12 protein-coding genes and 1 CRISPR repeat array (1 of these 13 only partly in view) are annotated in these 15,530 nt (G+C 57.6%); of the genes, 5 read left to right on the top strand and 7 right to left on the bottom strand.

What is annotated here, in order from left to right:
- Positions 1-3,011: a CRISPR direct-repeat array (repeat unit 28 nt; unit sequence GTTCACTGCCGCATAGGCAGCTCAGAAA); it reaches 749 nt to the left of the window's first position.
- Between the two features lie 118 nt (positions 3,012-3,129).
- The gene (locus AMM41_RS03890; protein ID WP_089953187.1) at positions 3,130-3,543 is read left to right on the top strand and encodes a VOC family protein; all 414 of its coding nucleotides are present in this window, start codon (positions 3,130-3,132) and stop codon (positions 3,541-3,543) included.
- 14 nt (positions 3,544-3,557) lie between these two features.
- Here the strand turns inward: AMM41_RS03890 and AMM41_RS03885 are convergent, their stop codons facing one another.
- Positions 3,558-4,607 carry a serine hydrolase domain-containing protein gene (locus AMM41_RS03885; protein ID WP_089953185.1) on the bottom strand — a complete coding sequence of 350 codons (1,050 nt, stop codon included), beginning with the start codon at positions 4,605-4,607 and terminating at the stop codon, positions 3,558-3,560.
- Between the two features lie 238 nt (positions 4,608-4,845).
- Complete coding sequence (locus AMM41_RS03880) at positions 4,846-6,024, bottom strand: acyl-CoA dehydrogenase family protein (RefSeq protein ID WP_089953183.1); 1,179 nt, start codon at positions 6,022-6,024, stop codon at positions 4,846-4,848.
- Positions 6,025-6,246: 222 nt separating this feature from the next.
- Between AMM41_RS03880 and AMM41_RS03875 the strand changes: the two genes are divergently transcribed.
- Together AMM41_RS03875 and AMM41_RS03870 are read left to right on the top strand one after the other, a co-directional pair.
- Positions 6,247-6,864 carry a glutathione S-transferase family protein gene (locus AMM41_RS03875; protein ID WP_089953182.1) on the top strand — a complete coding sequence of 206 codons (618 nt, stop codon included), beginning with the start codon at positions 6,247-6,249 and terminating at the stop codon, positions 6,862-6,864.
- 243 nt (positions 6,865-7,107) lie between these two features.
- On the top strand, positions 7,108-8,238 hold the full coding sequence (locus AMM41_RS03870; RefSeq protein ID WP_089953180.1) for an IS110 family RNA-guided transposase: 1,131 nt from the start codon (positions 7,108-7,110) through the stop codon (positions 8,236-8,238).
- A 660-nt stretch (positions 8,239-8,898) separates the two neighbouring features.
- Here AMM41_RS03870 and AMM41_RS03865 read toward each other — a convergent pair.
- Complete coding sequence (locus tag AMM41_RS03865) at positions 8,899-10,521, bottom strand: long-chain-fatty-acid--CoA ligase (protein WP_089953678.1); 1,623 nt, start codon at positions 10,519-10,521, stop codon at positions 8,899-8,901.
- A 70-nt stretch (positions 10,522-10,591) separates the two neighbouring features.
- Positions 10,592-10,828, bottom strand: coding sequence for a DUF1653 domain-containing protein (locus AMM41_RS03860; RefSeq protein ID WP_089953178.1), 237 nt, complete (start codon positions 10,826-10,828; stop codon positions 10,592-10,594).
- Positions 10,829-10,882: 54 nt separating this feature from the next.
- Between AMM41_RS03860 and AMM41_RS03855 the strand changes: the two genes are divergently transcribed.
- The gene (locus AMM41_RS03855) at positions 10,883-12,181 is read left to right on the top strand and encodes an RsmB/NOP family class I SAM-dependent RNA methyltransferase (protein WP_089953176.1); all 1,299 of its coding nucleotides are present in this window, start codon (positions 10,883-10,885) and stop codon (positions 12,179-12,181) included.
- Between the two features lie 117 nt (positions 12,182-12,298).
- The gene (locus AMM41_RS03850; RefSeq protein WP_089953174.1) at positions 12,299-13,510 is read left to right on the top strand and encodes a DesA family fatty acid desaturase; all 1,212 of its coding nucleotides are present in this window, start codon (positions 12,299-12,301) and stop codon (positions 13,508-13,510) included.
- A gap of 305 nt (positions 13,511-13,815) precedes the next feature.
- Here the strand turns inward: AMM41_RS03850 and rpmG are convergent, their stop codons facing one another.
- The 3 genes from rpmG to trxB all read right to left on the bottom strand — a co-directional run bounded on the left by rpmG (position 13,816) and on the right by trxB (position 15,386).
- The gene (rpmG, locus tag AMM41_RS03845) at positions 13,816-13,986 is read right to left on the bottom strand and encodes a 50S ribosomal protein L33 (protein ID WP_089953172.1); all 171 of its coding nucleotides are present in this window, start codon (positions 13,984-13,986) and stop codon (positions 13,816-13,818) included.
- 26 nt (positions 13,987-14,012) lie between these two features.
- Positions 14,013-14,246, bottom strand: coding sequence for a 50S ribosomal protein L28 (gene rpmB / locus AMM41_RS03840; RefSeq protein ID WP_026039317.1), 234 nt, complete (start codon positions 14,244-14,246; stop codon positions 14,013-14,015).
- 180 nt (positions 14,247-14,426) lie between these two features.
- Positions 14,427-15,386, bottom strand: coding sequence for a thioredoxin-disulfide reductase (gene trxB, locus AMM41_RS03835; RefSeq protein WP_089953169.1), 960 nt, complete (start codon positions 15,384-15,386; stop codon positions 14,427-14,429).
- Between the last annotated feature and the right edge of the window lie 144 nt (positions 15,387-15,530).

Genomic DNA, 15,530 nt, shown 5'->3' with positions numbered 1-15,530 from the left:
AATTGTGGTTTTGATCGAACGCCTTGATTCGCTGTTCACTGCCGCATAGGCAGCTCAGAAAACTGAAAATCGCCTGCGTCAATCGGGCACCAAGTTCACTGCCGCATAGGCAGCTCAGAAAGCTGATCCCCGTGATGCACTCGCACAAGTCATGTTCACTGCCGCATAGGCAGCTCAGAAAGTTCATATTCGGCACAAGCTCCTGTCCATTTAGTTCACTGCCGCATAGGCAGCTCAGAAATGAAGATCAAAGGAGAACTCACATGCTGATTGGTTCACTGCCGCATAGGCAGCTCAGAAATACATGAACGCCGACGCCATCGTCATCCACCCGTTCACTGCCGCATAGGCAGCTCAGAAAGGCGCAAGACCGCCGGGTCAGGCACGCTGGACGTTCACTGCCGCATAGGCAGCTCAGAAATTTGTTTGCCGTGTTTCCAGTCGCAGTGGGTAGTTCACTGCCGCATAGGCAGCTCAGAAAAGGGCAAATCCGGGCGCACTGGTGATCGTTCGGTTCACTGCCGCATAGGCAGCTCAGAAAACAATGCACCTCGACGCAGATCGTCGCGCACCGTTCACTGCCGCATAGGCAGCTCAGAAAAAAGAATTGGCTGAACTGCTTGGCGTTACCCAGTTCACTGCCGCATAGGCAGCTCAGAAAACCGGCACCGCATGACACCCCGCCTGCCTGAGGTTCACTGCCGCATAGGCAGCTCAGAAAACCAAGGCCTTGATGTCCACTTGCATGTAAGCGTTCACTGCCGCATAGGCAGCTCAGAAACAGGCAGTGAAGCCACACTGTCATTGGCGCGGCGTTCACTGCCGCATAGGCAGCTCAGAAATTTGCTTCAGCCTTTGCCTTATCAGCTTGTTCGTTCACTGCCGCATAGGCAGCTCAGAAAAGCTTCAGCCGTAGAGGGTGAATGCTGGATTAGTTCACTGCCGCATAGGCAGCTCAGAAAGCAAATGACGGTCGTGGCGGGAGCATCACAAGGTTCACTGCCGCCTAGGCAGCTCAGAAAAACAAGCACCCTGCCTTCGTCGCTTGCACTGAGTTCACTGCCGCATAGGCAGCTCAGAAAAACCCATGTGCGCTGTGCTGGCCGTTCATACAGTTCACTGCCGCATAGGCAGCTCAGAAACATGTCATCGCTTGAAAGCTCATTGGAAATCCGTTCACTGCCGCATAGGCAGCTCAGAAACGAAGAAATGGTCGTCTTCAGGTAATCGCAAAGTTCACTGCCGCATAGGCAGCTCAGAAAAAGGAGAAATCATGAAAGTCAAAGTTACAGCTTGTTCACTGCCGCATAGGCAGCTCAGAAAAATGGTTGATCGGGGTCGTTAACGTCGATCAGGGTTCACTGCCGCATAGGCAGCTCAGAAAATCGAAAGCACTGGCATTGTCGAATCTTTCAACGTTCACTGCCGCATAGGCAGCTCAGAAACGAAAGGGAGGTGATTCCGGCACCGGAACGCAGTTCACTGCCGCATAGGCAGCTCAGAAAAATCCATGCCCGTCACCAGTGTGCAAAACGACCGTTCACTGCCGCATAGGCAGCTCAGAAACTACATTGCGGCCGCCATTGCCGTGTACCAGATGTTCACTGCCGCATAGGCAGCTCAGAAAAAACCTCACGCGCCATTTCAATTACTGTTTTCGTTCACTGCCGCATAGGCAGCTCAGAAAAAGAAGACTGGAAAAATCCGCGCTTGGTGGCTGTTCACTGCCGCATAGGCAGCTCAGAAACGGAGCCTGATCCACAAACAACATTTCAACCAAGTTCACTGCCGCATAGGCAGCTCAGAAAAGCCAGCCGAGGGCTTGTTGCTCGAGTGGGTCGTTCACTGCCGCATAGGCAGCTCAGAAAAAAACCGCCAAAGTAGTACTGGGTGAAGTTGGGTTCACTGCCGCATAGGCAGCTCAGAAAGTCAACAATAGAGAGATAAAACCAACTTGACGGTTCACTGCCGCATAGGCAGCTCAGAAAAAAACGCGCTCGCGCCATGTCTGTTCGTACTCAGGTTCACTGCCGCATAGGCAGCTCAGAAAAGCTTTACACAGTCCGACAAATGGACTGTGAAGTTCACTGCCGCATAGGCAGCTCAGAAAGGCGGAAAGGGCGCGCTGAATACGAGAAACAGGTTCACTGCCGCATAGGCAGCTCAGAAATCAACCGGCTCTGCATCGCCGGTTTTCACAAAGTTCACTGCCGCATAGGCAGCTCAGAAATGCACTCACACCAGCGCAGCCGGTGGGCCAGAGTTCACTGCCGCATAGGCAGCTCAGAAAATGCAGCAAAGCGCCTTCGTTGCCGCCGATTTGTTCACTGCCGCATAGGCAGCTCAGAAAAATATTTCTTGCTTGTGCTGCGCGGTTACACCGTTCACTGCCGCATAGGCAGCTCAGAAAAAGATCAACATGAAGCATCTTTGCAGCTTCATGTTCACTGCCGCATAGTCAGCTCAGAAAACAAGTCCATCGCACTCTTTTGCGTTTTCTTCGGTTCACTGCCGCATAGGCAGCTCAGAAAAGACGCTTGACGATGTTTCTAAAGCCGTCCGGGTTCACTGCCGCATAGGCAGCTCAGAAAAATCTGGAAGGTGGTGCAGCGTGAACAAGCCCGTTCACTGCCGCATAGGTAGCTCAGAAAAAGTTGGCAGCGCTGAAAAGGGATTGTTGAGCGTTCACTGCCGCATAGGCAGCTCAGAAAATCGAAGAACGCAAGCTGGACCTTGAGGCGGCGTTCACTGCCGCATAGGCAGCTCAGAAATGCTTCGGCCATGGTGTTGGCCAGGCGTTCTTGTTCACTGCCGCATAGGCAGCTCAGAAAGACAAGTTGAACAGGCCCAGCGTGGTGACCACGTTCACTGCCGCATAGGTAGCTCAGAAATCTTATGTGAAAGTGCAGGTCCACGCGGCAGAGTTCACTGCCGCATAGGCAGTTCAGAAAGTCTCGCTCCACCGGCTTTCGCCGATGTCGCCGTTCACTACCGAACAGGCCGCTCAAAAAATGCTCCTAAAGCATGCGCCCAGACCCCCAGCCCTGTCTCCGGACTGTCACGTAAATGCCCCCGCTCCCCCCGGTGTTTGGTGCAAAATTGTCTTTTTGATTTCAGGCAGAGCACACCATGCAACCTTTCCATTTGGCTTTCCCCGTCACTTCTTTGGCCAAGGCCAGAGCGTTTTATGGTGACCTTTTGGGTTGCCCCGAAGGCCGCTCCAGTGAGCACTGGATTGACTTCAATTTTTATGGTCACCAAATCGTTGCCCACTTGAGTCCTTCCGAGGCTGGTCACCACAACACCAGCGCGGTCGATGGCGACAACGTGCCTGTGCGGCACTTTGGTTTGGTCATGGAGATGGGCCAGTGGGAAGCCATGGCAGACAAGCTCAAAAAAGCGGGCACTTCATTTGTCATTGAGCCGCACATTCGCTTCAAGGGCCAAGTGGGTGAACAGGCCACCATGTTCTTTTTGGACCCTTGCGGCAATGCGGTGGAGTTCAAGGCGTTTGCAAACCCCGAAAGTCTTTTTGCCAAGTAAGCCTTAGCGCCTTTTCAGGGTTTCAACGACTGCATCACCCGGGCGATGCAGTCGTTTGTTTTTGTACTGTCAATCCAGCGCATGATGCACACCAATTCCAGCACGGGATCGACCCAGGTGATGGATGAACCCGCGCCAATGGCAAACCAGGACGTGCGGGGCGCATCCTTGAACAAGGCACCGTCTTTGTTGAGCCAAATCAGGTAGCCGTAATAGGGCGCGATGTCGCAAGGCTGCTGCATCATCTGCATCCATTGCTTGGACAAAATTTGTTGGCCCTTGAACTGGCCTTGCCCCATGAGCATCAGGCCAATCAGCGCTTGGTCCATGGCCGAGATGGACACACCGCCGCCCCAGTGACTGCCGCCTGGCACCGACATCATGCGTTGGCCATTGACCTCGGTCCAGCCTTGCTCGTAGCCCACCCATTGAAACGCGTCCGAGCAGCCCAGGGGTTGTCGGAAAAATTCTTCAAACACCTCGGGCAGTGGGCGCTTGAACACGTTTAACAAGGCCAATGACAGTTGGTTGATGCGCACGTCGTTGTATTCAAACCGGGAGCCGGGTTCACCCAGTGGCCGGGCATCGCCTTTTTTGCCGTCGGCTTGTCCGGCTTGGTATTCCAGCCAGCGGTACCGGTCAACTTGTTCAGGAATACCCAAGCAAGTGCCTTCCCATTCGCTGGTTTGCTGCAGCAAATGGTGCCAGGTGATGCGCGACAGCCGATCACCGTCGAAGCCAATGCCGGGACATTGCTCGGCAACAGGGGTGTGAACGTTTTTGATCAGCCCTTGGTCAAATGCCAGGCCGGCCAGCAAGGCCAAGTACGTTTTGGCCACACTGAAAGTCAGGTCGGCCTTGTGGGGCTCGCCCCATTGGGCCAGCAACTGGTGTTGGTGAAACAAAACCCCAGACACCGGCCCACGCCCATGGACTGGGCCATACAAACGGTTGTAAGGCGGTGGGTCGGCTTCATGAATGCCCCAAGGTGCCGAGTTGTCACGCGACCAGGGTGTTTCGCACGACTGGATGAATTCAAGGGTTGATATCAGTGAGGGGTTCATGATCAAGATTGCTTTGTTGGTTCGTCATCTCTAACGCGTTGATGGTGATGGATCAGGCCCGATGGTGTTTGCATGAACGCTTTTTTTGTGGGAGCGGCACCCTCGCAGCGATGGCGTCTCGCAGACCACCACCCATCGCCACAAGGGCGGGGCTCCCACACTGCCAGCATGACTGATCGCTGGGCCAAGACAAGCCTTGCACTTCAAACTTCACAGAGCCAGATCAACAGGTCAGCCTTCACCCTTGGGTCGCTTGCTGCGCTTTGTAAACCAGCTTGCGGGCCATGCTCCAGCGGTGCACTTCGCTGGGGCCGTCGTAGACCCGGAAAGCGCGCATGTCCATGAAAATGCGCATCACCGGGGTTTCGGCGGTCATGCCCTGACCGCCCAAAATTTGTACGCAGCGGTCCACCACGCGCCATTCGGCTTCTGAGCAAGCCACTTTGGCGCGGCTCGATTCGTAGCCGCCTTTTTGGCCCTGGTCGAGAAGCCAGGCGGTGTGCCAAATGTGCAGGCGGGCGGTTTGCAAGTCGATGTCGTTGTCGGCCAGCATGAAGCCCACGCCTTCGTGTTCAGCCAGAGGTTTGCCAAAGGCGTGGCGACGGCTGGCGTAGTCGAGCGCGATGTCGTGTGCCCGCCGTGCCTGGCCCAGCCAGCGCATGCAGTGCGTCAGGCGGGCCGGTGCCAGCCGCACTTGGGCATAGCGAAAGCCCTGGCCTACGGCACCGAGCACATCGGTGGCGGGCACACGCAAGTTGTCAAAGCGCAGCACGCCGTGGCCACCAGTAAAGCAGTTGTCCATGGCGTCCATGCTGCGCTCAAGTTGTATGCCGGGCTGGTCCATGTCGGTCAAGAACATGGTGGCGGTGCCATCTTCCATGCGGGCCATGATGATGGCGTAATGGGCACCCTCAGCGCCAGTGATGAACCACTTGACGCCATTGATCAGGTAGTCGTCACCGTCGCGCACGGCGGTGGTTTTGAGCATGGAGGGGTCGGCCCCAGCGCCGGGGTCGGGCTCGGTCATGGCAAAGCACGAGCGCGTGTGACCCGCCACCTGTGGGCGCAGCCAGCGCTCTTTTTGCTCGGGGGTGGCCACTTCTTCCATGAGGTGGATGTTGCCTTCGTCGGGGGCGTGGATGTTGAGCGCGGTGGGCCCCAGGTTGGAGTAACCGGCTTCTTCAAACACCACCGCTTTGGCGATGTGGCTCAGGCCCAACCCGCCCATGTCAACCGAGGCATGTGGCGTGAGCAAGCCCGCAGCGCGTGCGCGGCCAATCAGTTCTTGGCGCAAGTCTTCTGACGGGCCGTGTGGTCCGTGGCGCGGGTCACCTTCCAAGGGGATCACCTGTTCGGCAATGAACTGCCGCGTGCGATCGCGCAGGGCTGCAATGTCCGGTGGGATGTCAAAGTTCATGGTCGCGTTTTCTCAGATCGTGGAACAGGGTCATTTGTGGGAATTGGAAGGGTTGTCTTGGTCTTGTCCTGTCCGGCCTGTGACTTGGTGTCGCCCGGGTGTCTTCGTTGGGATCCTCAGGCGACTTGTCATCTGCGTGGCATGTCCAATGGCAGGTGGGTGCTAGTCTGCAAGAGATGACATGGGGACGGTGCCATAACCCCATTCAAAAAAGGAAACCACATGAAGCTTTACACCGCCCACCGCGCTCCCAGCCCTCGCCGGGTGCTGATGTTTTTGGTCGAAAAAAACATCACTGGCATCGAGATGGTCAACATGGACCTGAATGGCGGCGAGCACCGCACGCCCCAATACCTGGCCAAAAGCCCGCTGGCCAAAGTGCCCGCGCTGGAGTTGGACGACAGCCGCGTGATCACTGAAACCCGTGCGATTTGCACCTTGCTCGAAGGCCGCTTCCCCGAGCCCAATCTGATGGGCGAGGGGGATGAGCGTGGCTTCATCGAGATGGCTGATCGGCAGGTGGAGTTGTATTTGCTGGGCGGCATTGCCAACGCGATCCGCCACAGTCACCCCGGCTTGGCGGCTTTAGAAAAACCCCAGTTTCCGGAGTTCGGCCGGTCGCAGGCCGAAAAAGTGCGCGATGTCGCGCGGGGTTTTGACCAGCGGCTGCAAACCCAGCAATTTATCGCGGGCGAGCGTTTCACCATCGCCGACATCACCGCGTTTTGCGCCTTGGAGTTTGCGCGGGGCTTGATGAAATTTGTGCCTGGTGACGAAGGCATGCCAGCCTTGCAGGCCTGGCGCGACCGCATGAATGAGCGGCCCAGCGCCAGAGTTTGACCAACGGCCGGGTGGCGCTGGCCTGAGCCCTGACCAGTGGGAGCGGCGTCCCCGCCGCGATAAAGCCGCGCAGACCACTACCCATCGCCCCGAGGGCGGGGCTCCCACAAAGGAGAACCACATGGCGTTTGCATGAACTTTTTTTGTAGACATGATGGATGACCTGCCCACCTGACAAACGTGGGTTAAGTTAATGGGTGTGAAACCTTTATCAACTCAGTGCCACAACTCAGGAGGCAGGTCATGAAACAGTTTATCGATATTTACGTCGGCCTTGATGTTCACAAAGACACCATCGCCGTTGCCGTCGTGCGCGGTCTTCGCACGAAACCGAGTTACTTTGGAGAAATCCCCAACACCCCAGCGGCCATCACCAAGTTGCTCAAACAACTGAGCCCCGATGGCGAGGTGCTGAACTTTTGCTACGAAGCGGGGCCATGTGGTTATGAGGTCTACCATCAGCTCACCCGGCAGGGCCACTCCTGTGACGTGGTGGCCCCTTCCTTGATCCCGAAGATGCCAGGCGTGCGCATCAAAACCGACAGGCGTGACGCCATGAGCTTGGCCAAGTTGCACGCCGATGGCAGCTTGACGGCCGTGTGGGTACCCGACAAAGAGCAAGAGGGCATCCGAGATCTGAGCCGGGCACGCGAAGATTTCAAACAAACCGAGACCAAGGCACGCCAACGCTTGGGAGCGTTTTTGCTGCGCAACGGCAAGGTCTTCACCGGCAAAAGCAAGTGGACCGTGGCGTACTGGCGCTGGATGGAGACGCTCACGTTTGAGACGCCCACGCAGCACATCGTGATGCAAGAGTACGTGGAGGCGCTCAAGGAGGCCAGTCGGCGCGTGTTGGGCATGGAAAAGCAAATCTTGCTGGCCGTGCGCGGCTGGAGCCTGGAGCCAGTGTTGAACAGCCTGTTGGCCATGAGGGGGGTGAACACGATCACGGCGGTGACGTTGTTGGCCGAGCTGGGGGACATCACGCGCTTTGACAACCCCAAGCAGCTGATGTCGTATTTGGGGCTGGTGCCCAGCGAATACAGCAGCGGCGGCAAAAGGCAGCAAGGCGCGATCACCAAGACGGGCAACGGGCACGTCAGGCGGGTGCTGATCGAGGCGGCCTGGAACTACCGATTCCCGGCACGCAAGAGCCGCACGATAGAGATGCGGGCAGAAAAGACCAGCGAGCGGGTGCAGGCCATTGCGTGGGAGGGGCAAAAGAGACTGTGCGGGCGGTACCAAAAACTGCTGACGTCGGGCAAGCTCAAACAAAAAGTGTGCACGGCGGTGGCCCGCGAGATGGTGGGCTTTGTCTGGGCGATTGCGTGCGAGGCCAGTGGCCGGGTGCACGGTAGCCGGGCAACGGCATGAACAAGAGGTCGGTGATTGTGGTTCAGGGACTGCGCAGGCAGAACTGCAGAACCCCAGACGCTCCTATGTGGCGCTCACTCGCAAGGGGGAGATGACCCACGACTGTAGAGATGGGCAGCTGCGCGACCGAAGACAAGGCATGTGGTAACCAACCCACGAATACCAGATTGATCTACCGTCGCCCAATCAGCCTCGTAGTCCCTGATCCACAGTCACTGACCGAGAAGACAAAAGAAACAGAGAGACAGCTGTAAAACAACCGACACCTATTGACAGGTCAATCCATACCAGGAGCGGCGTCCCCGCCGCGATAAAGCCGCGCAGACCACCACCCATCGCCCCGAGGGCGGGGCTCCCACAAAGGAGAACCACATGGCGTTTGCATGAACTTTTTTTGTAGGAGCGGCGTCCCCGCCGCGATAGAGCCTTGCAGACCACCATCTATCGCCCCGAGGGCGGGTCTCCCACAAAGGGAGAACCACATGGCGTTTGCATGAACTTTTTTTGTGGGAGCGGCGCCCCCGCCGCGATAGGGCCTCGCAGACCACCACCCATCGCCCCGAGGGCGGGGCTCCCACAAGGGAGAACCACATGGCATTTTTCAGATGGAGCAGGGGATGCCGATCGGGCATCCTGTCAACTGTTCACTCAACTGCTCACTTAACTGAAAACGCCGCCGTAGTCCTTGCGCAGGTCGTTCTTTTGAACCTTGCCGGTGCCGCCCACGGGCAGGGATTCGAGGAAGACCACATCGTCGGGCACCCACCACTTGGCCACTTGGGTGGCCAAAAAGTCCAGGATCTCTTGTTTCTCGACGCTTTGGCCCGGCTTGCGCACGATGAACAGCAGGGGGCGTTCGTCCCACTTGGGGTGCTTGACGCCAATGACGGCGGCCATGGCCACAGCGGGGTGACCGATGGCGGCGTTTTCCAGGTCAATCGAGCTGATCCACTCGCCTCCGGTCTTGATCACGTCCTTGGTGCGGTCGCGGATTTGCATGGTGCCGTGCGCGTCGATGGTGGCGATGTCGCCCGTGGGGAACCAGCCATCGACCAACGCGGTTTTTTCGGCCTTGAAATAGCGCTCCACGATCCATTGGCCACGCACCATCAGCTCGCCTTGCGAGGTGCCGTCGCGGGGCAGGGTGTTGCCGTGGTCATCGACGATCTTGATCTCGATGCCCGAGACGGTTTTGCCTTGCTTGGCCACAATGGCGTGCTGCTCGGCAGCGGGGCGCAGGCGGTCAGCGCGGGTCAAGTTGCTCATGGTGGCCACGGCGGTGGTCTCGGTCATGCCCCAGCCGTGGCGCACTTCCACACCATAGGTGTCCATGAACTTGGCGATCAGCGCCATGGGCATGGCCGAGCCGCCCACGCAGGTACGTTTCATGTGGGCAAAGCGCAAGTTGTTTTGTTCGACGTGCTGGATCAGGCCCATCCAGATGGTGGGCACACCCGCGCTGATGGTGACTTGCTCGGTGTCCATCAGCTCGTACAAGCTGGCCCCGTCGAGCTTGGGGCCGGGCAAGACCAGCTTGGTGCCCGCCACCAACGCGGCGTAAGGGATGCACCAGGCGTTGATGTGGAACATGGGCACCACGGGCAAGATGGTTTCCTGCGTGGACAGACCCAGCACATCGGGCATGCAGCCGGTGGTGGCGTTCAACACGATGGCACGGTGCGTGTACAGCACTCCTTTGGGGTTGCCGGTGGTGCCTGAGGTGTAGCAAAGTGCAGCGCCTGTTTGATCGTCCAGCTCGGGCCAGGCAAAGGTTGTGGGTTGTGGCGCAATCAGGTCTTCGTAATTGAGCACAGGGGCCACGCCCTCAATGGCGGGTGTGTTAGCCGCGTCGGCCAGGCACACCCAGGCGCGAACCTGAGGGCAATGCGCGGCAATGCCCTTGACCAGCGGCGCGAAGGTGGCGTCAAACAACACCACTTCGTCTTCGGCATGGTTGATCACATAAATCAGCTGCTGCGGGTGCAGACGCGGGTTGCAGGTGTGCATGACCATGCCACTGCCCGAGACGGCGTAATACGCTTCGAGGTGGCGGTGGTTGTTCCAGGCGATGGAGCCGACCGCGCTGCCCGCTTTCAGGCCCATTTGCGCTAGGGCATGGGCCAGTTGACGAGCGCGTTGGGCCGCATCGGCATAGGTGTAGCGGTGCAGCGGGCCGTGCGTCTCGCGCGAGACGATGTCTTGCTCGCCAAATTGGGCAGCGCCATGTTCAAGAATGCCCGAAATGAGCAAGGGGCGATTCATCATGAGACCGGATTGGGGCATGTGGGGGTCCATAGGTTGAAGTGTTGAAACTTGATTGTCGGCCCAAAAAGGCCACGAAGTTCGGCTTGTTTCAGTCACCGATTCGCACGAATCGAGGCTGTACCTGTCCATTGAATTCACCCACTTCTGTGAACATGGCGGCGGGCCTCACCCACAGGCCTTGTTCGCCATAAAGGGCCTGGTACAGGGTCATGGCTTGCAAGTCTTCGCTGTGGCGCACGGTGCCCAGCACGCGGTATTGACCACCTTTGTAATGGCGGTACAAGCCTTTGGGGGTTTCGATGAGCGGGGGCAGAGTTTCGGACATGAGTTTCCTGTTGAGAGCGTTGCGGGCCGGGCAGGAATGGGACAATACACCCCTATGCATCCAAAAGCCCTTTTAGACGCCTGTGCCGATCTGGTCAGGCTGGTCCTCCAATTTGAACATCCTGCCGACGCTGTCGTGTCGCGCTATTTTCGCGAACACCGCTCCTTGGGCCCCCGCGAACGCGCGACCTTGGCCGAAACCGCTTTTGCGGTGTTGCGCAAAAAGCTGCTGTTTGAGCAGCTGGCCCGTTCGGGCTCTGGCCCCAAAGAGCGCAAGCTGGCCATTTTGGGCTTTTTTGGCCCACGCGATTTTCTGGCCTCAGCCCTGAACGACACAGAGAAAAAATGGCTGGCCACCTGCGACGCGATTCCGGCCGACGCCCTGATGGCCCCACACCGCCACAACCTGCCCGAATGGATGGCACAAGCCCTGCAAGCCCAATTGGGTGAAGATTTTTGGGACTTGGCTGAGCATTTGCAGCAACCCGGCACGCTGGACCTGCGCGTGAACATGCTGCAAGCCAAACGCAGCGACATCCAGAAAGAGCTGGCGCAAGCGGGTATTGCCTCTGAGCCCACGCCTTACTCGCCTTGGGGCCTGCGCCTGCAAGGCAAACCCGCTTTGCAAAAGACCGACGCCTTCACCCGGGGCGCGATTGAAGTGCAGGATGAAGGCTCGCAGCTGCTGGCCTTGCTGGTGGACGCCCACCGGGGCGAGATGGTGGTGGACTTTTGCGCGGGCGCGGGCGGCAAAACGCTGGCGCTGGGCGCGGCCATGCGCAGCACCGGTCGTTTGTATGCTTTTGACGTGTCCGGCCACCGCCTCGATGCCCTCAAACCCCGCATGGCCCGCAGTGGCTTGTCGAATGTGCACCCGGCGGCCATTGCGCACGAGCGCGATGAGCGCGTCAAGCGCCTGTCGGGCAAGATTGACCGCGTGTTGGTCGACGCACCTTGCTCAGGCTTGGGCACTTTGCGCCGCAACCCCGACTTGAAATGGCGACAAAAGCCCCAAGCTGTTCAAGAATTGACCGAAAAGCAGCAAGCCATCCTGCAAAGCGCTTCGCGCATGGTCAAGTCGGGCGGCCGTTTGGTGTATGCCACCTGCAGCGTGTTGCCCGAAGAAAACGAACTGATCGCGCAAGCCTTCAGCGCCGCCAACCCGGACTTTGTCCCCTTGAACGTGGCGCAAGAGCTCGACAGGCTCAAAGTGCCCCACGCAGCCAGCCTGTGCTCACCGGCCCCATCGGGCGATGCCCACCCCGATGCCTCGCCACCCGGCACATTCCTGAGGCTGTGGCCCCATCGCCATGCCACGGATGGGTTTTTTGCTGCAGCTTGGGTCAGAAAGTGAATTTTTGATCCTGTCACACCTTCGATCGGCTTCGGTCGAAACTTCTGTTCTTTTGAGTTCAATAAACTTAAAATGACCAAATTGCCTGAAATCAGGCGTCAGTAGAAAGACAAACTCATGTTGTTGCCTGATTGGGCCTTTTTGGATTCTGTGATTCATTGGATGGGTCATGGCTTGTTTGATTTTTCGTGGTGGCAGATGGTGTTGATCACCTTGGGGCTGACCCACATCACGATTGCCAGCGTCACCATTTTTCTGCACCGTCACCAGGCCCACCGTGCCTTGGACCTGCATGCGATTCCTTCGCACTTTTTCCGTTTCTGGTTGTGGCTCACCACGGGCCAGGTCACCAAGGAGTGGGCTGCGATTCACCGCAAGCACCACGCCAAGTGCGAGCAGGCAGAAGACCCTCACAGCCCACATGTGCACGGCATCAAAACTGTGCTCTTGACCGGTGCCGAGCTGTATCGCAAAGAATCCAAAAACTTGGAAACCATCAAGCGTTTTGGTCATGGCACACCCGATGATTGGATCGAGCGCAACTTGTACACCCGTTTCTCGTGGCAGGGTGTTGCCTTGATGTTGATCATCGACGTGGCCCTGTTTGGTTTCTTGGGTTTGACCGTTTGGGCGGTGCAAATGGCCTGGATCCCCATCACAGCCGCTGGCATCATCAATGGCGCTGCTCATTACTGGGGTTACCGCAACTTCGAGGCGCATGACGCCAGCACCAATATTTCTCCTTGGGGCATCCTGATTGGTGGTGAAGAATTGCACAACAATCACCACACTTACCCGACATCGGCCAAGTTGTCGGTCAAGCCCTACGAGTTTGACATTGGTTGGTTGTACATCCGAATTCTTGAAACCATGGGCATGGCCACCGTCAAGAAAACACCTCCGCGTTTGGCTTATGGCGACATTCGCCCTGTGGCTGATGAGAAGACTTTGGAAGCCTTGATTGCCAACCGCTACGAAGTCATGGCAGGTTATGCACGCAATGTCCGCGCCGTCATGCAAGAAGAGGCAGGCAAGCTCAAACTGGATGCAGACGCTTTGCAAACCGCCAAGCGATGGTTGCACCGTGACGCCGCCAAGGTGCCCGCAGCGGCCCAAGCACAGCTCAAGTTGGCCCGTGCTGCCAGTCCAGTTCTCGACAAAATGGTGCAAATGCGTGAAGAATTGAGTCAAATTTGGCTCAACACTTCTCACTCGCGTGAGCAGTTGGCGGCGGACCTCCAAGCTTGGTGCCGACGCGCCGAAGAAAGTGGTATTTCTGCATTGCGCGACTTTTCCGTCAAGTTGCGTGCGGTGCGTCAAGCGGCCTGATCATTTTCAGACGCGACTCGCACAGGGCCTTCGGGCCCTTTTTTTCTGCACCTCAGTGAGGGTGGGTGTCGTTTTCGCGGCGGGGTGCTACATCGCGGCGAAGGCACCGCTCCTGCACGAAAGCGTAGATGTCAACATCAACCGGCCAGATCCGTATGCCGCTAACGGACGATGAACTGGGTCTATTGACCGTTCGATGGTTTGAGTTGCGACAGGGAAGGCTTTGGCTGCAACTTGATGGGGATTGAATCAGGCAACAAAAAACCCGCCAAAGGCGGGTTTTTTGTTGCAAAGCTCAGGCCGAATCACTTCAGCTTGATTTCCTTGTACTCAACGTGCTTGCGAGCTTTGGGGTCGAACTTCATGATCGACATTTTCTCGGGCATTGTTTTCTTGTTTTTGCTGGTCGTGTAGAAGTGACCAGTGCCAGCTGTGGATTGCAGCTTGATTTTTTCGCGTCCGCCTTTGGTTGCCATGGTGTATGACTCCTAATGTTCTGGGTTTAGGCTTGACCGCGTGCGCGCAGGTCTGCGAGCACGGCATCGATGCCGTTTTTGTCGATCAGGCGCAGAGCAGCGCTGGAAACGCGCAGACGCACCCAACGGTTTTCTGTTTCAACCCAGAAACGACGGTATTGCAAGTTCGGCAGGAACCGGCGCTTGGTTTTGTTGTTGGCGTGGGAAACGTTGTTTCCCGTCATTGGGCCTTTGCCCGTTACGTCGCAAACGCGTGCCATGAGGACACTCCGATACTTTTAAAACAGCCGGTGCCGATGTGCCTCATGCAGACTTGCATGGGGCTTGGCGCTCCAGCCTCACCTCGCCAAGATGGGTGGCGGTATCCCAGATCGCTGTTTCTGTGATCCCCGTCGAAAAGTCGGGGCAGATCCAGCAAAGCCTTGAATTATAACCAGAAATTAGCTGTGGTTCTGTTCCAAGAAGCGCTGGGCATCCAGCGCGGCCATGCACCCTGTGCCTGCACTGGTGATGGCTTGGCGGTAAACGTGGTCTTGAACATCGCCTGCGGCGAACACGCCAGGAACCGATGTTTGGGTGGCAAAACCTTTCAATCCGCCTTGGGTCACGATGTAGCCGTTTTCCAGTTCCAGTTGGCCCTGGAAGATGTCGGTGTTGGGCGAGTGGCCAATGGCGATGAAGCAGCCTTTGAGTTCAATGTCTTGCAGGCTTCCATCTACGGTGCTTTTCAGGCGCACACCGGTCACGCCGGAGGCATCACCCAGCACTTCGTCCAGCGTCTGGAAGGTTTGGAGCACGATCTTGCCTGCAGCGACTTTTTCCATCAGTTTATCCACCAAGATGGGCTCGGCCTTGAATTTGTCGCGGCGGTGGATCAAATACACCTTGCTGGCAATGTTGGACAAGTAGAGGGCTTCTTCGACGGCGGTGTTGCCGCCACCGACGACGCAGCACAGTTGCTCGCGGTAAAAGAAACCGTCGCAAGTGGCGCAGCCGCTCACGCCACGGCCCATGAAGGCGGTTTCGGAAGGCAGGCCCAGGTATTTGGCAGAAGCGCCCGTCGCAATGATCAGGCTGTCGCAGGTGTAGGTGCCGCTGTCGCCGATCAAGGTGAAGGGGCGCTGTTCAAGCTTGACGGTGTGAATGTGGTCAAACACGATCTGGGTGTTGAAACGCTCGGCATGCTCCTGAAAGCGTTGCATCAACTCGGGGCCCTGCACGCCGTTGACGTCTGCAGGCCAGTTGTCGACCTCGGTGGTGGTCATCAGTTGGCCGCCTTGGGCCATGCCGGTGATCAGCAGGGGCTTGAGGTTGGCTCGGGCGGCATACAAGGCCGCGGTGTAACCAGCAGGGCCGGAGCCGAGAATTAGAACTTGGGCGTGTTGGGTGGGTGTGGACATGTTCGGCAATCTGGTGAGCGCAGCGGTTGAATGACAAAGGGGCCTGACGGCGTCTTGAACGGCATTGTAAGAAACCTCCAAAACCATCGTGAGACAAGGTTTGACCTGTTGTAAGGCGGGTGCTCTGCCTTTTTGTGATCGGGT

Source organism: Limnohabitans sp. 2KL-3 (assembly GCF_001269405.1).
Classification (GTDB): Bacteria; Pseudomonadota; Gammaproteobacteria; order Burkholderiales; family Burkholderiaceae_C; genus Limnohabitans_A.
The sequence above is the reverse complement of the archived record's forward strand: the minus strand, read 5'-3'. Positions and strand labels throughout refer to the sequence as shown.